Source organism: Paraburkholderia sp. RL18-101-BIB-B (assembly GCF_046026985.1).
Taxonomy (GTDB): Bacteria; Pseudomonadota; Gammaproteobacteria; order Burkholderiales; family Burkholderiaceae; genus Paraburkholderia.
In genome coordinates this window covers 1-19666 of record NZ_JARESV010000025.1, presented here as the reverse complement: position 1 = coordinate 19666, position 19666 = coordinate 1, and the positions used below count along the sequence as shown (strand labels likewise).

Genomic DNA, 19666 nt, shown 5'->3' with positions numbered 1-19666 from the left:
GTCCGCTGCCGGCAGCAAAGCCTGACTGAAACTCGGCCGCCGTTCAGGCCGGCTTGCGATGCGCGTCGAGATCCGCGTGGCGCTTACCCGGAATGCAGGCCACCGCGACGATCGACAGCGCCAGTCCGCCCATCACGTAGTAAATCGGCGCGAGCGGCGAGCCGGTGGTGTTGATGAGCCATGTCACGACGAATGGCCCGAAGCCGCCGAACACCATCACCGCGATGTTGTAGGCGAGCGATAAGCCGGTCGAGCGCACGTTCGCGGGAAACAACTCTGCGATCAGCGCGCCGAACGGTCCGTAATAACCGGAGAGCGTGATCGACAGCAGCGCCTGGACGAGAATCAGTTTCGACACGCTCGGCTCCGCCGCGAGCCACGCGAACAGCGGATAGATGATCACGAGCGTAATCACCAGCGACCACAGCGACAGCCCCTTGCGCCCGATCCTGTCCGACCATGCGCCGGTCAATGGCGACAGCACCGTCAACAGCAGATTGCCGACGATCACCGCGTAAAAGGATTGCGCGTAAGGCAGCTTGAGCTGATTGACCGCGAAGGTCGGCAGATAGCTGATCAGCACGTAGATCGTCACCGTGAGCGCGATTACCGAGCCGAGGCCGCAGAGCACGTCACGGGTATGAGTTCTGAAAACTTCGCCGAGCGTCGCGCGCCGCGCGGTTTTTTGCGCGAGTAGAAACGCTTCGGAATCCGCGAGATGCCGGCGGATATAAAAGCCGATCGGCCCGATGATCAAACCCAGAATGAAGGGCACGCGCCAGCCCCAGGATTGCAGCGCCTCGGGCGACAGTCCGCGCGTGATCAATGCGCCCACCAGTGCGCCGAGCAGCAGCGCCGCCGCCTGGCTCGCCATCTGCCAACTGCCGTAGAAGCCGCGCTTCGAAAACGGCGCCGCTTCGATCAGCAACGCCGTCGAACTGCCGAACTCCCCGCCGGCGGAAAAGCCTTGCAGCGAGCGTCCGACTACGATCATCAACGGCGCGCCGATGCCGATCGCCGAGTACGGCGGTGCGATCGCCAGCAGCAGAATGCCGAGCGTCATCAGCGCGATGACGAGCGACAACGCCGCTTTGCGTCCCGCGCGATCCGCATAGAGTCCGAGTACGATGCCGCCGATCGGCCGCATGACGAAAGCGACGCCGAACGTCGCGGTGGCGAGGAGCAGCGACGCATAGTCGTTGCCGGCCGGGAAGAACAACTGCGCGATCACCACCGTCAGAAAACCGAACACGGTGAAGTCGTACCACTCGAGTGCATTGCCGATCACAGCCGCGACGACGGCTCGCGTATGAAGGCTCCTTGACGCTGGTTTCATTCGAATCTCCAGCCTGCCAAAAGTATCCTGTGGTGCGTCGTTTTAGTGCAATGCCGTATTAGCGCGAGCGAGAAAAAAGAGCGCGAGCCGTTGAGGTCGCCTTGGAGTGTAAAGAGCGCACAAGCGGTTTTCAAGCAGCAAAAAGGCGTCTGCCGCGCGGGGTGGCAGACGCCTGAATGACTGGGCCTCGAATGCGCACCGCCATGTTGCGGCGCATTTCGCGCAACACTGAGTGCGTGTGCGGCTGATGGCTAATCAGGCCTTCTTGTTATATGCGCTGCACCAACCCTTGCTCGCCACCTGCTTGCCGGCGAACATCGGACAGCCGCCGTAGGGGTCGGTCGGCTTGGCCTGGTAGAAGCTGCAGTTGCCGCAGTCCTGGCCCGGTGCGTACTTGGCGAATTTCGCCTTGTCGACTTTCGTGGCGTCTTCCTTGTAGCCGAGTGCTTGCGCGGTCGGATCGGATTCGGCGACTTTCGGTGCGTCGGCGAATGCCTGGCGCGACAACGCAAAGGTGGACGCCACACCAATGCTGGTGATCAAAAACGTACGACGGGAAGGTTTCATGGGGACTCACTCCATTTCTATTGAACTGATCGCCGTTCTAGTGACAGCGGTTCTCAAGGATAGCAATGAAGCTGTCGCGCGTGACGGTCCAAATGATAGAGATAACCGAATTGGTACGACCGCGCGGCTGAATGTCGCGCGGAATGCGAATCGATCGCATGCGAGGTGACACTTTGCGGGGAAACACGCGATGCGCAAACCGCGCGCGAGTCGAGGCGCTCGCAGTGAAACCGTTGGCGCGAACCGCGTGAATCACGCGCGTCCGCTCAACTCGCACACTCGCTGCGCGATCGCAAGCGACGCCGTCAATCCCGGCGACTCGATACCGAACAGATTGACGAGTCCACGCACACCATGCGCGGCCGGACCTTGAATCACGAAGTCGGCAGCGGGTTCACCGGGACCGGAAAGCTTCGGACGAATCCCCGCATACGCGGGCTGCAATGCATCGTCCGGAAGCGCCGGCCAATAGGCGCGAATCGCCGCGTAAAACGATTCCGCGCGACGCGGATCGACGTCGTAATTGATCGCATCGACCCATTCGACATCGGGACCGAAACGCGCCTGGCCGCCGAGGTCGATGGTCAGATGTACGCCGAGGCCCGCCTCGTTCGGCATCGGATAAATCAGGCGGCTGAATGGCGCGCGCCCCGAGATGCTGAAGTAGTTGCCGCGCGCGAGATAGAGCGGCGGCACATGCCGCGCGTCGAGTCCGCGGATCTTGCGCGCCAGTGCGTTCGCCTGCAAACCGGCGCTGTTGATCACGCACGCTGCGCTGATCGTGGTCGGCGCATCGCCGCCCACCTTGATGATGAAGCGGCCATTGCTCGCTTCGATCGCCTGGACCGGCGAGTGAAACGCGCACACCGCGCCGTCGCGTTCGGCGTCGCCCTGCAGCGCCAGCATGAACTGATGACTATCGACGATGCCCGTCTGCGGCGAGAACACCGCTTCGATACATTCGAGCGCGGGTTCGAGTGCTTGCGCCTGGTCGCCGGTGATCCGCATCAGGTCGAGCACACCGTTGTCGCGGCCTTTGGCCATGATGCTTTCGAGCTGAGGAATCTGGTTGCGCGAAGTGGCCACCAGCAATTTGCCGCAGCGTGAATGCGGCACGTTACGCTCGACACAGTAGTCGTAGAGCATCTCGCGGCCGCGCACGCAAAGCCCGGCTTTGAGCGAGCCACGCGGATAGTAGATGCCCGCGTGAATCACCTCGCTGTTGCGCGAGCTGGTGCCCACGCCGATTGCTTCGGCCGCCTCCAGCACGATGACGTCGCGGCCTCGAGCCGCCAGTGCGCGCGCCACCGCGAGACCGATCACGCCGGCGCCGATCACTACACATTCGATTTGGTCCATGTCCCTTGACGCGGCCAACTTCGCCGCGCGCTACCTCGTTCACCCGATCAAGATGAAGACAGGGTGCGGCTGTCGCGTGCCGTCCACCGCTCGCTGCCGAACGCTCCTGTCCATTCGCAACCGCTACGTAAAATTGTACGACGCCGTACAGACACAAATGCCCGCAGTCGGCAATGACTGCGGGCATGCGGTCTTGAGCGGGTCTCAAACGTAGCGGCCGGACTAATTAGTGTACGCCGTCGAGGGTCGCCGCGCTCGCTTCTTCGCGTGGCCGGTGAATGTGGCACGCGGCCCGGTCGGGCCGCGGTGTTTGCGGGACGGCCGGGGCTTAGTCCTGCGTGCTGACGCCTCGATGCGCAGCTTCCGCCACATGGGTCTTTTGCGCGCGCGGCACGGTGTAGCCGCCGACCGCGAGTTCCTGCTGATAAGCCGGCGCGTTCGGATTCAGGCTCAATTGACCGTTGGCGCGAGCTTCGGCCAACTCAGCCTTCACCTGGGCACGGGTCTTCGGACCGTTGTCGGGCGTCGCGCTCACGCTATCGGCTGAAATCGGCGCGTACGGATTCTGGTTCAACTCGCCGGCTGCGCGAGCTTGCGCGACGTCCGCGTGCACTTGCGCGCGGGTCACGCCGCTCGGTTGCGTGTACGTGGCGACTTCGGGACGGTACGACGCAGCCGGTCCGTAGCCGCTCGCGAAGGCCGGTGCGGCGATAGTGGAGGAAAAAAGCAAAGCGAGGGAAGCCGTTCGCATGATGGTGGTTTCCAATAGTCGTTGAATTGGGGTTCTGTGCGTTGCGGAGTGACGTCTGGCGTGTCGCGCGGATGTCATCTCGTTGGGGGCTCAGTTTATTCCCTGACTATCGAAAAGCTAGATCGATTGACTACAACTTAGCATCTCATTAATAGCAACAATTGCCGCGGCATTCACCGCGTTTCGGGCACGGATTCCCGGCTTCGGCCATAAAAAAGCCGCTCAGCGGCGGCTTTTCTACGAAAAAGTGGCAAAAATGCTCAAAAACCAATGGGTTTTCGCCGGTTTCCGTGGTCGAGGCGAATGTCGCCGGCTTCAACATGATCCCGTCCGTCGATCCGCGCCGCGCCGAAGCCGTTGAGAATCGCGCGGCGCATTTCGCGCGGCGATGCCCGCATCAGCGCATCGAGTGCGGCGTCGCCGAGCACTTCGGGAAAGCGCAGTCCCCAGTTGTGCGCGCAGCGGATCTCGTCGTAGATCGCCTGTGCGATACGGCGCGCGCCGTCGTGGTCCGGCGGCGGGATCTCGTACACGTTCATCCGGTTCAGGATCGGCTCGGGAATCGAGCGTTCGTCGTTTGCGGTCGCGATCCAGATCACGTGGCCGGCATTGATCGGAATCTCGGCGAACTCGTCGATGAAGGTCTGCGCCGTGTCGTGCTCGAGCAGCGCATACAGCGCGCCGAGCGGATCGTATTGCGAATCGCCCGTGGCCTTGTCGATTTCGTCGACGGCGATCACCGGGTTCGCGTAGCTGCCGTTCACGAGCGCATCGAACACCTTGCCCGGTTTTGCGTTCTTCCACTGCGACGAGGCGCCCGAGAGAATCCAGCCCGCCGTCAACGAACTCATCGCCACGTATTGATACGCGGTGCCGAGCAGGCGCGCCAACTGCTTGGCGAAGTGAGTTTTGCCGATGCCGGGGTCGCCGAGCAGGAGGATCGGCATCAGTTCGAGCCGGTCTTCTGTTTCGAGACACAACGCGACCTGCTTGCGGATGTCGTCGAGCGGCGCGGAAAAGTTGGGCAGCGCGTCGATCAGATCGTCGATCGACGGCATGCGGTTCGGCTTCACGCAAAAGCGCATATTGCCGGTTTTCAGCATCTTTTCGTATGTCGCGCGCAGTGCCTCGTTCGCGCCTTCACCGAGATCGTTCAGCGCGGTCTCGACCTGATCGAGGTCGTACACCCTGCTGAAAGACGCCACGGCGATTTCCTGTTTGACCATTGCTGTTGTCATCGCTCACCCCGTCTGGCTGGTCTTGCTGCTGCGGCGCCTGGTGGGCACCGTTTCAGGTCCAGTGTAACGAGGCCATATTCGCGTGCAAGCCAGCAGTCGTGCCGCTCTGCTGCTAACAGCGGGTTGTTTTTGGGGATTCCCAGCCTTATCTGAAATGGATTGTTGCTGAACCCGGCCCCGTTTGAAGTGTCAGAAAGGCGTTCCGCCCATCAGGGGTAAGATGGCCCTCTGGCTACGCTGCCGGATCTCGTGACCGGAGACTTCTTCTATGTGGAAAACCAGTATCGCGGCCGTATTGCTCGGCACCTCGTTGCTTGCGAATGCACAACAAAGCGCACAACAACGGCCCGCGCAGCAGGTCGTGCAATGGCAGTTGCAAGTCATGCGCGATGGCCAGCAAATCGACGCGTTCGACGGCACCACTACCGTCGGCCAGGCGCGCACGGACACGCATCACAAGATCGTGCAACATAACGTCGGCTGCAAGGATCAGCCCGCCGGCAGTATCGATCTGGCGCGCACGCTGACCGTCTCGCCGCTGCAGGCGGATGCAAGCGGCGTCACACTGTCGATCGAAGCGCAGGAAACGTTCGAGGAAAACGCCGCGCGGCAAACCGACACCGGCTGCAAATTGCCGCCGCAACCGCGCCAGGTGAGCGCGAGCCATCCGGGTCTGAAGGTGGCGACGGGGCAATGGGCCAGTTGGACCATTGTCGACAAGGACCCAAACCTGGTCTACCGCGTGCGTGCGAGTCTCGCGGACAGCGCAAACACGGCAAACTGATCGAACCGATGCAAAGAACACGCAAGAGAATGCGCAAACAGCACGCGACTAACCGACGCCCCCAACCAGAACACGTGGACAACGCGGCATGCGAAACCCCGAAGAATTGATCCGCGAGAGCGTAGCGCCCAAGGATTTCATTGCGGTGAGCTGGAACCTGCATAAAGGCCGTACACCGCTCGGCTTTCAGGCCTGGCAAGCCATGCAACGCTGGGTGCAATCGACCCACGCGGACGCCTATTTTTTACAGGAAGCGATGGCGCGGCGCATGCCGTCGCCGGTGCTGGCGAGCAGTTTCGGCGCGCCCCTCTCCGATCCGTTGAGCGACGTCTGGCATTGTCAGGCCACCGAAATCGCGCGCGCGCTCGAACTCGAAATCGCGCTCGGACCGAATGTTTTCAAACCGTCGTGGCGGCATGGCAATGCGATCCTGTCGCCGCATCCGCTCGATCTCGGCGGACGCTGGGACATCTCCGCGCATCGCTTCGAAAAGCGCGGTTTGCTGGTGGCGCGAGCGACCTTCGGTGGTCACTCGGTCACGCTGCTGTGCGCGCATCTTGCGCTCACGCGCTCGGCCCGCTTGCGTCAGATGAACTGGATCGCGCACTGGATCGCGAAGGAAGCGCCTGAAGGTCCGCTGGTGCTGGCCGGCGACTTCAACGACTGGCGCAACGATTCCGTGCCGCTGTTCGGCGAGCATGGTTTGCAGGAAGTGGCCACGCTGCTCGGCGAGTCCGGCCGCACCTTTCCGGCTTTCTCACCCGCACTCGCGCTCGACAAGATGTTCGTGCGCGGCATGAAGCCGATCGAATGGATCCAGCCGACGCAAGAAACCGCGTGGCTCTCGGATCACTTGCCGTATATGGCTCGCTTGCGGGTCGAATAGACACAGACCAAACCACAGGCGCCGCATATTAGCCCTTGTGCGGCGTCCATTTCAGCGTCGCGGCGATCTCCTCGCCCGGCTGCAACACGCAGCCGCCCACGTGCTCACGCATGCCGACCGCGTTGAAACAATCGGTGGTGTTCGTCACCGGTTCCACGCACAGTTGCGCATCATTGGCCGGCGCGAATATCACCATGTGATCGAACGGCGCGCCGGCGGTCATCGTCAGTCGACGGTGTTCGTCGGGCCACGCAATGGTCGCCTCGCGCGACCAGTTCGCAAAGTTGTTGTCGAGATCGAAGGCGTCCGGCGACATGCCTTCGCGCAACGCGGTCACAGCGGGATGCGGGCCGAGATGCGTCGGCAATACCTCGGCGTCGGCGTGCCACATGGCTGCCACGTCGGCGTACACGCGAGTCTGCGCAGTGCGCGGATAGTACGGGTGATGCCCCATGCCGAACGGCATCGGCTGCCCGGCCAGGTTTTGCGCCGACAGCGTAATGTGCAATGCGCCGCCGCTCAACTCGATACGCTGCCGCGCGCAATAGCGAAACGGCCAGTCGCCGGGTACGCGCGAATCCGGTTCATGTTCGAAGTGCAGTTCGACCGAGCTTTCCGTGCGTGCCCCGACTTGCCAGGGATGCCGCCACGCATTCCCATGCAGCGCATGGCCGAAACGCGTGTCGTTGCCGGCGAGATCGATCGTGCGGCCGTCGAAGTCGAAACGCGCGTCGCGAATCCGGTTGCAGTAGGGAAAGAGCGGAAAGCTCGCCATGCGCAGCGGATCGCGTTCAGCGAAGGCCGCCGGCACGGCCGGCCGCAGCCAATGCAGCGGGCCGTTGGGCGTCGTCTCGTAGAACGCCGCCAGCGCGCCGCCCACTTCGGGCGCAATCACGGCACGCAGCGCGCCGGCCGAGAGCGTGACGACCGTGGCCACGACCGCGGGATCATCGAGCCACATGAGCCCGGTCGCGAGCGGGCGGATCGAATTCAAGGAAACGTCGCGCATGGTCAGAAAAGTCGGGGCCTCAGGCGGATGGCGGCATGAACGCGCATCGGTGTCTCCTATGACGTGCCGCGCAAAACGCGCGGCCGGCGGACTGTCAGAATCCGCGCGACCGAGAATCGCACGCCAAAGCGCAGTCGTCAATATTATTAGTAATAAATTGCTGGCCTGAGGTCGTGCAAACGGTGATGAAGCTCTCCCAAATGACGGGTTAGCGCGCGTTGCCGCGCGCATATTATTAGTGGTACCGTCAAGCACCGAGATGCCCACGGCATGCCCCAGCTTTAGCGCCGCTGCAGCGGCCCGCACAATGAAAAAATCGACTCAACGCCGTCCGACCATGACCGACATCGCCAAGCTCACTGGCGTGTCGCAATCGACTGTCTCGCTGGTGCTGAACAACGCGACCGGCGCGAAGTTCTCGGAGACTACCCGCAACAAGGTGCTGAAGGCCGCGCACGACCTCGGCTACCGGCTGTCGCTGCGCGAGCCGGTGTCGGCCTCGGCCGATGAACGCAATCTGATCGTCTATCTCGCCGACGAAATTTCCACCAGTCCGCATCCGGTCGTAAACATCGACGGCGCACGCGATGCGGCCTACGCAAGCGGCAAGATGCTGGCGGTCTATTCGACGCACGGCAACGCCGACATCGAGAAGCAGGTGCTGGACACCACGCTGTCGAATCCGCATGTGTTCGGCGTGATTTACGCGACCGTCTATACGCGCAAGGTGACGCCGCCGACGGCGCTGTCACAGGTGCCGACCGTGCTGCTGAACTGCTATACGGGCGAAGGCGGGTTTTCTTCGGTGGTGCCCGCCGAAGTGGCCGGCGGCCATCTGGCGACCGACTATCTGCTGCAAGCCGGACATCGGCGGATCGGCTATATCAACGGCGAGCCCTGGCAGGATGCCTCGAAGGACCGCCTCAAAGGCTACCGCACCGCGCTCGCGACCGCCGATCTGCCCTACGCGCCGGAAATGGTGCGCGACGGCGACTGGAGCTCGGGTCTCGGCTTCGAACTGACGCTCTCGCTGATGCGCGAACCCAATCCGCCGACCGCGATTTTCTGCGCGAACGACCTCACCGCCATCGGCGCGATCGAAGCGCTGAAGCAACTCGGCCTGCGCGTGCCCGAAGACGTCTCGGTGCTCGGCTACGACGACCAGGAAATTGCCCGCCACACGCATCCGCCACTTTCGACGGTCGTGCTGCCGAACTACGAACTGGGGCGCTGGGCTGTCGAGACCTTGCTGCAGGAAGAACACAACCGTGCCGCCGGCGCGCCGGTTCGGCATCGCATGGTCAAGCTCGACGGTCCGCTCGTCGAACGCGGTTCGGTCAGGGTAATTACCGAGGCAAAAAAGCCAATAATTAATATTATTAGTGATTGACCGATAATAATTCAGGATGGAATAATCGGCACGTCCGGTGGGGCGGATCAACGCCGGCCGGCAGGAGAAATTAAAAGCAAATACACCTACCTCACCAGGTACTGGAGGAAGACATGGCGTCGCTCAACACGCAGTCGCGCAGTCACGTGCGCAAGCAGCAGATTCGTCCGCTGGCGGGTTCGCTGCTGGCTCTGGCAATCGGTTTCGGTGTCGCCGCCGCGCACGCCGACGACGCGCTGCCGAAGTTATCCAGCAAGACTCCGCTGAAGGTCGGCTTCGCGCAGACCGAAAGCAACAATCCGTGGCGTCTGGCGGAAACCAAGAGCTTCAAGGACATCGCCGCGAAGTGCGGCTGGCAGTTGGTCATGACCGACGCCAACAGCTCGAACTCCAAGCAGGTATCGGACATCCAGAACATGATCGCGCAGCACGTCGATCTGCTGGTGTTCCCGCCGCGCGAAGAAAAGCCGCTTGCACCGGTCGTGCTGCAAGCCAAAAAGGCTGGCATTCCGGTCATCCTGGTCGACCGCGACGTCGATCAATCGGTCGCCAAGGCGGGCCGCGACTACATCACCTTCATCGGCTCGGACTTCATCGATCAGGGCCATCGCGCCGCTGACTGGCTTGTCAAGGCGACGGGTGGCAAGGCGAAGATCATCGAACTCGAAGGCACCACCGGCGCGTCCGCCGCGAACGATCGCAAGAAGGGCTTCGACGAGATCATCGCGAAGAATCCGGGCATGACGATCATCGCGTCGCAGAGCGGCGACTTCGCGCGCGACAAGGGCCGCCAGGTCATGGAAACGCTGCTGCAGGCGCATCCGGACGTGACCGCCGTCTACGCGCACAACGACGAAATGGCGCTCGGCGCGATCGCCGCGATCAAGGCTGCCGGCAAGCAGCCGGGCAAGGACATCCAGATCGTCACGATCGACGGCACCAAGGGCGGCATGGACGCGATCGCGGCCGGCGAACTCGGCGCGAGCGTGCAGTCGAGCCCGTTCTTCGGCCCGCTCGCCTGCGACGTCGCACAGCGTTACGCGAAGGGCGAAAAGATCCCGACGTGGGTCAAGGTGTCCGACAAGTTCTACGACAAGAGCAACGTGCAGCAGAACATGCAGTACGGCTATTGATGGCTAAGCGCCGCTGTATGCGCGGTCTTGAAGTTTGAGCGCTGCGCTGTAGCAGAGCGTCCACGCGCTCCGGCGGCGCCCCGAAGAAGGAAGTCGCCCCGCCCGAAGTAAGTTCTGTTTGAAACATCGGGGGTCCGGGGATTGCTTTGCAGGACGTCCCCGCCCCGAATCTGTCTCCTCGGGGGGCGGGCGGCGGGAAGGGTTCGGAGCGACGCGTTCGTGGCAGCACGAGCCGTCGCTTCGCTTTTATGCGGCGTAACATGGTCCGGCGACACCGCCCGCATCTGAGCCCGAACGAAAGGCCGCACCGGCTCGCACGTGCAATGCATGGCGCGCACGCGGCAAATCAGGCAGCACACGCATCAGGAGGACACCCGTGACGGAATCCGGCGAAGAGACGCCACACTCTCCCCTTACCCGTTCGCCGCTGCTCGAGATGCAGGACATTGGCATCAGCTTCGGCGGCGTACCCGCGTTGCGCGCCGCCAATCTGAGCGTCGCCGCCGGCGAAGTGCATGCGCTGATCGGCCAGAACGGCGCGGGCAAATCGACCATGATCAAGATCCTGACCGGCGCGTATCGGCGCGGCTCGGGAAGCGTGCGCTTCGAAGGCCGCGAGGTCGATTTCCGCACGCCCAAGCAGGCGCGCGAAGCCGGCATCAGCACGATCTATCAGGAGATCAATCTGGTCCCGTTCCGCTCGGTGGCGGAGAACATTTTCCTCGGCCGCGAGCCGCGCCGGTTCGGCTTGATCGACTGGCGCGCGGTGCAGCAACGCGCCGCCGCACTGCTCGAATCATTCGGTTTGCAGATCGATGTGAAGAAACCGGTCGGCCGGTATTCGACCGCCATCCAGCAGATGGTGGCGCTTGCGCGCGCGGTGTCGTCGGATGCGAAGATGGTCATCATGGACGAGTCCACTTCATCGCTCGACGAACGCGAGGTGGAGTTGCTTTTCACCGTGGTGCGCAAGCTGCGCGACGACGGCCGCGCGGTGATCTTCGTGTCGCATCGGCTCGACGAGCTCTATGCGCTGTGCGACCGCGTCACCGTGATGCGCGACGGCCAGACCGTCGCGCAAAGCACGATGGCAGACATGGACAAACTGCAGCTCGTCACGACGATGCTCGGCCGCACGCTCGCCGCCGTCGTGCAGGACGACGCCGACGCGCGCGAAGCGAACCTCGCGCGGCGCGGCAAGCAGATGATTGCGGCGACACAACTGAGCGCGCATCCAAAGGTGAGCGACGTCTCGCTCGAAGTGCATGCGGGCGAAGCAGTCGGTCTCGCGGGCCTGCTCGGCTCGGGCCGCACGGAAACCATGCGGCTGATGTTCGGCGCCGATCCGCTGGAGCAAGGCTCGCTCTCGATCGGCGGCGAAACGGTGGCGCTGAAGTCGCCACAGGACGCAATTGCGCGCGGCCTCGCGTACCTCACCGAAGACCGCAAGGCCGAGGGCATCGTCCCCGAACTCTCGGTGCGTGACAACCTCACGCTCGTCTGTCTGCGCACGCTGGCAAAGAACGGCGTGGTCGACGTGAAGAAGCAGCAGGCGATCGTCGATCGTTTCATTGCGTCGCTCGGCATCAAGCTGCGTTCCGCTGATCAGCCGATCCGCGAACTGTCGGGCGGCAATCAGCAGAAGGTTCTGCTGGCGCGCTGGCTCGCAGCCGAGCCTTCGCTCTTGCTGCTCGACGAACCGACGCGCGGCATCGACGTCGGCGCCAAAGCGGATGTGGCGAAGATCGTGCGCGAGTTGCGCGACGCGGGCCTCGCCGTGCTGCTGTCCGCCTCCGAACTGGAGGAGCTGACCGCCGTGGCCGATCGCGCGGTGGTGATCCGCGACGGCCGCACGGTCGCCGAACTGAACGGCGCCGACATGAGCGAGAGCGCGATCATGGGCGCCATCGCCTACGGCAGCGACGGCCATTCGCAACTGGCCGAAGCCGCGCAAACGGCAAACGCCGCACACATCGAAGACGCGTTGGAGGGCGACCGTCATGGCGCTTAAGTTGCACACGGAATCGTTGCATACCGAGCCGCGGCTCGGCGAAACCGCCCAGCAGATGACGGCCGCGCCGGCCGCCGCCCCGGCAACGACGGTGCGTAAATGGCGCCATCTCGCGATGCAGCGGGAAGTCATCGTCCTGCTCGCGATGGTGCTCTTCAATCTGATCTTCACGCCGCACTTCTGGTCGCTGCAAACCTTCAACGTCAATATGACGCAGGTGGTGACGATCGTGATCGTCGGCATTGGCATGACGCTGGTGGTGGCGACCGGCGGCATCGATCTGTCGGTGGGCGCGTCGATGGCGATCTCCGGTGCGCTCGCGCCGATGCTGTTCCTGAACATTGCTGGACCCGGCGGCATTGCGCTCGCGTTCGTGCTGCCGGTGCTCGCCGCCGCGCTGTGTGGCGTCTTCAACGGCTTGCTGGTGACGAGGTTATCCGTGCAGCCGATTGTCGCGACGCTGGTGCTGTTCATCGCCGGACGCGGCATCGCGCAAGTGGTCACCGACGGCAGCCTGCAGGCGTTCAACACGCCCGCGTTCCAGTGGATCGCGCTGGGCAAGGTTGCAGGCGTGCCCTTCCAGGTGCTGCTGATGCTGGCGCTGGTCGCCGTATTCGTGTGGGTCGTGCGCAAGACACTGTTCGGCCAGTATCTGCTGATCACCGGCGGCAACGAAAAGGCCGCCTATCTGTGTGGCGTGCCGACGGCCACGGTGAAGCTGATCGCCTACACGCTGTGCGCTGCGCTCGCGGGGCTGGCGGGGCTGATCTCGATCTCCGTGAATTCGTCCTCGGATGCGAACGTGGTCGGGCTCGGCGTCGAGCTCGATGCGATCGCGGCAGTCGCCGTCGGCGGCACGGCGCTCACCGGTGGCAAGGCGTATATCGGCGGCACGCTGATCGGCGCGCTGATCATCCAGTTGCTGCGCTACACGCTGCTCGCGCACGGCATTCCCGACGCGGCGGCGCTGGTGGTGAAGGCCGGCATCATCGTCGCGGCGGTTTATGTGCAGCGGCGCTCGCGCTAAGTCTCGCTAAATCACGCGCCTCAGAGAAAATTCCGGACTCGAAGCGATGAAAAAGAATCTCCCTATCTTGCTCGCACTAGCCGCGCTAGTCGTATTCGGCCTCGTGCGCTACGAGCATTTCGGCTCGGCGTACAACATCACGTCGTTCTGGCGCTACAACTCGATGTTCGCGCTCATCTCGGTCGGCATGGCGTTCGTGATCATCACGGGCGGCATCGACCTGTCGGTGGGCACAGTGGCCGCGCTGGCGAGTGTCGTCGCCGCGCTCACCAGCGTCTATGGCGGCTGGGTCGCCGTGCTGGCAGGATGCGCCGCGGGACTCGCGGTCGGCGTGCTGAACGGATTGATCATCACGCGCCTGAAAATCCTGCCGTTCATCGTCACGCTCGCGACGAGCCTCGGCGCGCACGGCGTCGCGCTGCTGCTCGGCAAGAACGATGCGGTGTCGATTGCCGCCGATTCGAACTTCGGCAACTTCGGTCAAGGCGATCTGTTCGGACTGCCGATTCCGGGCCTCGTCGCTGTCGTGGCGGCGTTAGCCGGCTGGCTCGCGCTGCGCAGTACGCGCTTCGGCCGGCATTCGCTGGCGATCGGCGGCAGCGAGGAAGCCGCGCGGCTGATGGGCCTGAACGTCGACCGCACGCTCGTGATGGCCTATGCGGTGAGCGGCCTGCTCGCCGGCATGGCGGGCGTGATCCTCGCCGCGCAGTTCGGCGCGGGACAACCGAACGAAGGCGTCGGCTGGGAGCTGTTCGCGATCTCGGCGGTGGTGCTCGGCGGCACGCTGCTCACGGGCGGCGAAGGCTCGATCGCGATGACGATCGCCGGCGTCTTGCTGCTCGGGCTGGTGTTCAATCTGCTGAACTTCGAGAACGGGCTGGGGTTTATCAGCTTGTCGGCGTATTGGCAGTCGGTGATTCGAGGTGTGTTCCTGCTGCTGGTGATCGTGTTGCAGGCTCGCGTGCTGAAGCAGCGCGGGAAAAAGCGGGTCGTGGCTGCGGCGTGATTGACTGATTCACGCTGAACGGTCGATCGATGCGGCGAGAGCTCGCGGGGGTTTTGTGCTCACGTTCATGAGCATCGAGGTAATCAAAGCGGAAAACGCCAGAATCCTTAATACAACTGGGATTCCGGCGTCTTTATCAATCACCCGCACGCCTTTGTGTACCAACCTATCACGGTCAGAACGGGCCCGATAGAAACGCCGTCGCGCGCACGCCGCGCAGCTCGCCGCGTTCCGCTTCCTCACCGTCCACTACGCTTTTGCCAGTTTTATCAACAGGGTCAATGCTGCAGCGCATGGCGGGTTTCGGTATCATCCTGAAAATGTTGCCCGCGCGGCGCGCCTACCCGGCGCATCCCGGATAACCGATGGCAGCCGCCCTGCGCGGCATTCGCCCATCGCCGCACCCCTGCTGAAGCGCGTAGCCGCACCACGCCAACGTACTCCGCGGCGCCGATCGCAAAGACAGCCGGCGCCGACGCTTCCAGGTCCGGTAACCCGCTTCACCACGCTCAACCGCCGCGTCGCAGCCCTCAGGCAGCGGGCGCGGTAAAATAGCGGATTGCGCGTGATTCCCGTATGGGTTAGCGCAGCATCGCCCTTGCCGTGCCGGCCGGCTCAAAACGACTGGCCGCCTTTGTTTTCGCACTATCCAAGAAGCCATGAGCAACCTGAATTCACAAACCGTCCTGAGCGTCCATCACTGGACCGATACGCTTTTCAGCTTCACCTGCACGCGCGATCCGTCGTTCCGTTTCGAAAACGGCCAATTCACGATGGTGGGCCTCGAAGTCGATGGCAAGCCGCTGATCCGCGCCTACAGCCTCGCGAGTGCGAACTACGAAGAGCATCTCGAATTCCTGAGCATCAAGGTGCAGGACGGCCCGCTCACGTCGCGTTTGCAGCATCTGAAGGTCGGCGACGAAGTCCTGATCGGCAAAAAGCCGGTCGGCACGCTGATGGCCGACAACCTGCTGCCGGGCAAGACCCTGTGGCTGTTGTCCACCGGCACGGGGCTCGCGCCGTTCATGTCGATCATCAAAGATCCGGACATCTACGACCGCTACGAGCGCGTCGTGCTCACGCACACCTGCCGTTTCGTCGACGAACTGGCGTACAAGGAATACATCACGGATCACCTGCCGGCGCACGAACATCTGGGCGAGCTGGTTCAGGAAAAGCTGCTGTACTACCCGACGGTCACGCGCGAAGCGTTCCAGAACCGCGGTCGTATCACCGAGCTGATCGAAACCGAAAAGCTGTTCGCCGACCTCGGCGTGCCAGGTTTCTCGCTCGAAAACGACCGCGTCATGCTCTGCGGCAGCCCGCACATGCTGCGCGACACGCGCAAGCTGCTCGACGAAGCGGGCTTCCAGGAAGGCAGCAACAACGCGCCTGGCCACTACGTGGTCGAAAAGGCCTTCGTCGGCTAAGTCACGGTCCGAAATTCGCGGCCCGCGCCGCGAAATCAGCAAAAGGAGCCTTCGGGCTCCTTTTTTTTCGCAGTTACAATTTGGCGTCCCCGGACTGACATTGTGCGTCGGTATTCTTCCTACAAAGCGGGCGTTGCAAATCATCAACCATTGCGTGAAATGTAGGCGCTAACCCTTGGTGGAACTGCATTTTTTCTTTTTATGAGATATCATCGCGGCGCATCGTCAGTCGAATTGACACGCCTGTCGTGGCACACCCGCCATGTTACTGAATGTAAATTTCGTTACTTCACACCGTAGCGATTCGGCCGTTGCGTCCTAAGCGCGACGGCCTGCACCTGGAGGCCAGAGACCCACATGCGTTCTTTCGTCTTCGCGCCGCCGATGCGCATCCGCTTCGCTGTCCACAGCGCTTCCTGAGAGGGAAAGTCATGGATACGTCGACTGTCGTCCCGTTCACCGCCCCGCTTCCATCGTCACCGGCACGTGACGGATTCGACGCATCCGTCTCGGCCGAGCCCGTTGCGCTCGCTTCGTCGGCCGAACGGGAACTCGCGCGGCTGCGCGCCCGGGTGCGCGAACTCTCGGCCGAGCTGGTTCAGGCGCAGGAAGCCGCGTGCCGCCATGTGGCGCGTGAGCTGCACGATGGCGTGGGTGCCGAACTGACGGCGACGCGTTTCGCGCTCGCCGGCGTCGAAACCTGGCTGCCCGCCGACGCGCCGCCGCAGTGCGCCGCCGCGCTCGCCGTGGCGAACCGGTCGCTCGACGCCGTCTGCGAAGCCAGCCGTCAGGCTGTCGCGGAACTGCATGCGCCGTCGCTCGAGGCCGGCATTGTCGGCGCGCTGGCCCACTGGACCGGCGACTTCGCCGCGCGCACGCAACTGCGCACAAGCTTCGTGTGCGCCGCCGACGTGCGTCTGACGCGCCTGCCCGCCGACGCCGCGCTGGCCGTATTCCGCGTCGCGCAGGAAGCGCTGAACAATATTGCCAAGCACGCGCGCGCCGAATCGGCGGACGTGCGCATCGAAACCAGCCGCCGTCACCTCACGCTGATCATCAGCGACGACGGTGTCGGCGTCACGCGCAACGCCCGCAGCCGCCTTGGCCATTTCGGCCTGAGCGGCATGCAGGCGCGCTGCGCGGCGTTCGACGGCACGCTGCGCGTGAGCGCACGGCGCGCCGGTCAGGAGCGCGGCGAGAGCGGCAACGCGTCGCGCGGAACCCTCGTGCGCGCGCGCTTTGCCTGGGACGCGATGCTGGCGCACGCGCCGCGCGCTGCTCGGCACGCGCTGCAATCGTGAGTACGCCATCATGAGTCTGCGCATTCTGCTCGCCGACGACCACGCGGTGGTTCGCCAGGGCGTCCGCCAATTGCTGCTCGACCGCGGCGTGGCGCGCGAAGTCACCGAAGCGCAAAGCGGCGCCGAGGCGCTCGACGCCGCCGCCCGCCACAGCTACGACGTGGTGCTGCTGGACATTTCGCTGCCCGACATGAACGGCGTGGAAGTGCTCAAACGCCTGAAGCGCAAGGCGCCGCGCGTGGCCGTGCTGATGTTCTCGATGTACCGCGAAGACCAGTACGCCGTGCGCGCATTGAAGGCCGGCGCCGCCGGCTACCTGTCGAAAACCGTCGACGCCGCGCAGATGATCGGCGCGATCAAGCAGGTCGCGGCGGGCCGCAAATACGTGAGTCCGGCGATGGCCGAAGCGCTCGCCGACTACGTTTCCTTCGACGGCGAACAGTTGCCGCACGAAAAGCTTTCCGACCGCGAGTATCAGACGTTATGCATGCTCGCGTCGGGCAAGCGGCTGACGGATATCGCCGTGGCGCTCTCGCTGTCGGTGAAGACGGTCAGCGTCTACCGCACTCGGCTGCTCGAGAAAATGAAGCTGCGCAATAACGCCGAGCTGACGTTCTATGTGATGAGCAACCGGCTCATCGATCTGAATCCGGCGATGGCGGGCTGACGTCCCTTCGACGCCAGCGCGACTCTGTGTCGCTGCATAGCTCGGCCTTGCCGCGACTCATTTGCAAGAGAGCGATTCCCGTCCGGTTGGCCACGCATCAAGCTAAAGCCTTGCGGCCATTGCCTGTCCGGCGGACAAAGGTGCCGCTGGAATCGTCTCTGCCGGGGATTTTCAGCCCGGCGCATCGGCCCTGAAAAGCACGTCCCAAAATGGTGCAAGGTCATGCATCCGCTAAAATCGCGGGTTTCCCGACATTCGGCGCGCAACACGCGTGCACTACTGGAGACCCCGCCAATGTCCCTGTTTCGCAAAAAGAGCGTCGAGCACATGATCGCCGCGAGTGCTCAGAACGCCGGCTTGAAGAAAGCGCTCGGTGCGCTCGATCTGACCTTCCTGGGTGTAGGCGCCATTATCGGCACCGGCATTTTCGTGCTGACCGGCACGGGTGCCGTGCAGGCCGGCCCGGCGCTGATGATCTCGTTCCTGATCGCCGCTGTCGCCTGCGGCTTCGCTGCGCTCGCCTACGCCGAATTCGCCTCGACGATTCCGGTGGCCGGGTCGATCTACACCTACTCGTATGCGACGCTTGGCGAACTGGCCGCGTGGATTATCGGCTGGGACTTGATGCTCGAGTATGGGCTGGCCACCTCGGCGGTGTCGGTTGGCTGGTCGGGTTATCTGCAATCCTTGCTGTCGGGCTTCGGCGTGTCCTTGCCGGTCGCGCTGACGGCCGCGCCGGGCGCGTTGCCAGGCCATGACACGCTCTTTAACCTGCCCGCCTTCCTCGTGATGATGGCGATCACCGCGCTGTTGTCGGTCGGCGTGCGCGAGTCGGCGCGGATCAACAACATCATGGTCGCGATCAAGGTCGTCGTGGTGTTGCTGGTGATCGGCGTGGGCGTGTTTCACGTGACGCCGGCCAACTGGCATCCGTTCATGCCGAACGGCTGGAACGGCGTGTTCGGTGCGGCGGCGGTGATGTTCTTCGCGTTCATCGGCTTCGATTCGGTGTCGTCCGCGGCGGAAGAGGTGAAGGATCCGAAGCGCGATCTGCCGATCGGGATCATTGCGTCGCTGGGCGTTTGCGCGGTGTTGTACGTGGCAGTGGCTGCCGTGGTCACCGGCATCGTGCCGTCGGCGCAGTTCGCGAATATTTCGCACCCGGTGTCCTATGCGTTGCAGGTGGCGGGGCAAAAGTGGGTGGCGGGTTTTATCGACCTCGGCGCCGTGCTGGGCATGCTGACGGTGATTCTGGTGATGGCTTATGGGCAGACGCGGGTGATTTTTGCGATGTCGCGGGATGGGTTGTTGCCTGCTCGGCTTTCGAAGGTGCATCCGCGGTTTGCTACGCCGTTTTTTACGACCTGGCTCGTTGGGATTTTCTTTGGGTTGATCGGGGCGCTCGTGCCGTTGAATGTGTTGGCTGAGTTGATCAATATCGGTACGTTGGCCGCGTTTTCGATGGTGTCGATTGCGGTGCTGGTTTTGCGGAAAACGCATCCGGATTTGCCGAGGGCGTTTCGGTGTCCTGGGGTACCAGTTGTGCCGGTTTTGGCGGTCGCTTCCTGTCTGTTTTTAATGGTTAACCTTCAGGGGATTACCTGGGTGGCGTTTGTGGTTTGGTTGCTCATTGGGATGGTTATCTATTTCGGCTATTCTCGGCGGCATTCCAAGTTGAGCAAGTGATTTTTTTGCCTGCTTATTGGCTGTTTTTTTTGCCCATGGTCTTTGGGGTGTTGGCCTTTCCTTGAATTCATAGTGGTCCATTAGC

General features: G+C 63.2%; 17 protein-coding genes. 11 read left to right on the top strand and 6 right to left on the bottom strand.

Annotation, left to right across the window (positions count from 1 at the left end; genetic code table 11):
• Positions 1-43: 43 nt before the first annotated feature.
• From P0D73_RS28620 to P0D73_RS28600, 5 genes are all read right to left on the bottom strand, one after another.
• Entirely contained in the window at positions 44-1336 is a 1293-nt protein-coding gene (locus P0D73_RS28620) for an MFS transporter (RefSeq protein ID WP_408433791.1), read from the bottom strand.
• Positions 1337-1591: 255 nt separating this feature from the next.
• Positions 1592-1903: a high-potential iron-sulfur protein gene (locus tag P0D73_RS28615; RefSeq protein WP_132376353.1), complete on the bottom strand. Its 312-nt coding sequence runs from the start codon at positions 1901-1903 to the stop codon at positions 1592-1594.
• Positions 1904-2155: 252 nt separating this feature from the next.
• Positions 2156-3262 carry an NAD(P)/FAD-dependent oxidoreductase gene (locus tag P0D73_RS28610; RefSeq protein WP_408433788.1) on the bottom strand — a complete coding sequence of 369 codons (1107 nt, stop codon included), beginning with the start codon at positions 3260-3262 and terminating at the stop codon, positions 2156-2158.
• A gap of 328 nt (positions 3263-3590) precedes the next feature.
• A complete protein-coding gene (locus tag P0D73_RS28605; protein WP_132376355.1) occupies positions 3591-4013 on the bottom strand; it encodes a DUF4148 domain-containing protein in 423 nt (140 codons plus the stop codon).
• 260 nt (positions 4014-4273) lie between these two features.
• Entirely contained in the window at positions 4274-5251 is a 978-nt protein-coding gene (locus P0D73_RS28600) for an AAA family ATPase (RefSeq protein ID WP_408433785.1), read from the bottom strand.
• 268 nt (positions 5252-5519) lie between these two features.
• On the opposite strand from P0D73_RS28600, the gene P0D73_RS28595 reads away from it, so the two are divergent.
• Positions 5520-6035 carry a hypothetical protein gene (locus tag P0D73_RS28595; protein WP_408433782.1) on the top strand — a complete coding sequence of 172 codons (516 nt, stop codon included), beginning with the start codon at positions 5520-5522 and terminating at the stop codon, positions 6033-6035.
• Between the two features lie 88 nt (positions 6036-6123).
• Complete coding sequence (locus P0D73_RS28590; protein WP_132376358.1) at positions 6124-6921, top strand: endonuclease/exonuclease/phosphatase family protein; 798 nt, start codon at positions 6124-6126, stop codon at positions 6919-6921.
• A 28-nt stretch (positions 6922-6949) separates the two neighbouring features.
• Here P0D73_RS28590 and P0D73_RS28585 read toward each other — a convergent pair whose 3' ends face one another.
• Complete coding sequence (locus P0D73_RS28585; RefSeq protein ID WP_408433778.1) at positions 6950-7930, bottom strand: aldose 1-epimerase; 981 nt, start codon at positions 7928-7930, stop codon at positions 6950-6952.
• 337 nt (positions 7931-8267) lie between these two features.
• Between P0D73_RS28585 and P0D73_RS28580 the strand changes: the two genes are divergently transcribed.
• The 9 genes from P0D73_RS28580 (at position 8268) to bcaP (ending at position 19581) form a co-directional block, all read left to right on the top strand.
• Positions 8268-9320, top strand: a complete 1053-nt coding sequence (locus P0D73_RS28580; RefSeq protein WP_132377006.1) for a LacI family DNA-binding transcriptional regulator — start codon at positions 8268-8270, stop codon at positions 9318-9320.
• 113 nt (positions 9321-9433) lie between these two features.
• On the top strand, positions 9434-10453 hold the full coding sequence (locus P0D73_RS28575; RefSeq protein WP_132376360.1) for an ABC transporter substrate-binding protein: 1020 nt from the start codon (positions 9434-9436) through the stop codon (positions 10451-10453).
• Positions 10454-10889: 436 nt separating this feature from the next.
• The gene (locus tag P0D73_RS28570; RefSeq protein ID WP_408433912.1) at positions 10890-12464 is read left to right on the top strand and encodes a sugar ABC transporter ATP-binding protein; all 1575 of its coding nucleotides are present in this window, start codon (positions 10890-10892) and stop codon (positions 12462-12464) included.
• Positions 12465-12519: 55 nt separating this feature from the next.
• Positions 12520-13491 (top strand): ABC transporter permease, encoded by a 972-nt coding sequence (locus tag P0D73_RS28565; RefSeq protein ID WP_408433909.1) that lies wholly within the window; start codon positions 12520-12522, stop codon positions 13489-13491.
• Between the two features lie 46 nt (positions 13492-13537).
• Positions 13538-14497, top strand: coding sequence for an ABC transporter permease (locus P0D73_RS28560; protein WP_132376362.1), 960 nt, complete (start codon positions 13538-13540; stop codon positions 14495-14497).
• Positions 14498-15156: 659 nt separating this feature from the next.
• Positions 15157-15927, top strand: coding sequence for a ferredoxin--NADP reductase (locus P0D73_RS28555; protein ID WP_408180394.1), 771 nt, complete (start codon positions 15157-15159; stop codon positions 15925-15927).
• A gap of 431 nt (positions 15928-16358) precedes the next feature.
• Positions 16359-17228, top strand: a complete 870-nt coding sequence (locus tag P0D73_RS28550; protein WP_408433775.1) for a sensor histidine kinase — start codon at positions 16359-16361, stop codon at positions 17226-17228.
• A 10-nt stretch (positions 17229-17238) separates the two neighbouring features.
• Complete coding sequence (gene rqpR / locus P0D73_RS28545) at positions 17239-17895, top strand: response regulator transcription factor RqpR (protein WP_132376365.1); 657 nt, start codon at positions 17239-17241, stop codon at positions 17893-17895.
• A 294-nt stretch (positions 17896-18189) separates the two neighbouring features.
• Positions 18190-19581 (top strand): branched-chain amino acid transporter BcaP, encoded by a 1392-nt coding sequence (bcaP, locus tag P0D73_RS28540; protein WP_408289784.1) that lies wholly within the window; start codon positions 18190-18192, stop codon positions 19579-19581.
• The last annotated feature ends 85 nt before the right edge of the window (positions 19582-19666 follow it).

Bases quoted from the DNA above. Each gene is read 5' to 3' on its own strand.
- P0D73_RS28565 (WP_408433909.1), top strand. From the start codon at position 12,520: ATGACGGCCGCGCCGGCCGCCGCCCCGGCAACGACGGTGCGTAAATGG.
- P0D73_RS28550 (WP_408433775.1), top strand. From the start codon at position 16,359: ATGGATACGTCGACTGTCGTCCCGTTCACCGCCCCGCTTCCATCGTCA.
- P0D73_RS28620 (WP_408433791.1), bottom strand. From the start codon at position 1,336: ATGAAACCAGCGTCAAGGAGCCTTCATACGCGAGCCGTCGTCGCGGCT.
- P0D73_RS28585 (WP_408433778.1), bottom strand. From the start codon at position 7,930: ATGCGCGACGTTTCCTTGAATTCGATCCGCCCGCTCGCGACCGGGCTC.
- P0D73_RS28605 (WP_132376355.1), bottom strand. From the start codon at position 4,013: ATGCGAACGGCTTCCCTCGCTTTGCTTTTTTCCTCCACTATCGCCGCA.
- bcaP (WP_408289784.1), top strand. From the start codon at position 18,190: ATGTCCCTGTTTCGCAAAAAGAGCGTCGAGCACATGATCGCCGCGAGT.
- rqpR (WP_132376365.1), top strand. From the start codon at position 17,239: ATGAGTCTGCGCATTCTGCTCGCCGACGACCACGCGGTGGTTCGCCAG.
- P0D73_RS28575 (WP_132376360.1), top strand. From the start codon at position 9,434: ATGGCGTCGCTCAACACGCAGTCGCGCAGTCACGTGCGCAAGCAGCAG.
- P0D73_RS28555 (WP_408180394.1), top strand. From the start codon at position 15,157: ATGAGCAACCTGAATTCACAAACCGTCCTGAGCGTCCATCACTGGACC.
- P0D73_RS28610 (WP_408433788.1), bottom strand. From the start codon at position 3,262: ATGGACCAAATCGAATGTGTAGTGATCGGCGCCGGCGTGATCGGTCTC.
- P0D73_RS28595 (WP_408433782.1), top strand. From the start codon at position 5,520: ATGTGGAAAACCAGTATCGCGGCCGTATTGCTCGGCACCTCGTTGCTT.
- P0D73_RS28560 (WP_132376362.1), top strand. From the start codon at position 13,538: ATGAAAAAGAATCTCCCTATCTTGCTCGCACTAGCCGCGCTAGTCGTA.
- P0D73_RS28600 (WP_408433785.1), bottom strand. From the start codon at position 5,251: ATGACAACAGCAATGGTCAAACAGGAAATCGCCGTGGCGTCTTTCAGC.
- P0D73_RS28570 (WP_408433912.1), top strand. From the start codon at position 10,890: ATGCAGGACATTGGCATCAGCTTCGGCGGCGTACCCGCGTTGCGCGCC.
- P0D73_RS28580 (WP_132377006.1), top strand. From the start codon at position 8,268: ATGACCGACATCGCCAAGCTCACTGGCGTGTCGCAATCGACTGTCTCG.
- P0D73_RS28615 (WP_132376353.1), bottom strand. From the start codon at position 1,903: ATGAAACCTTCCCGTCGTACGTTTTTGATCACCAGCATTGGTGTGGCG.
- P0D73_RS28590 (WP_132376358.1), top strand. From the start codon at position 6,124: ATGCGAAACCCCGAAGAATTGATCCGCGAGAGCGTAGCGCCCAAGGAT.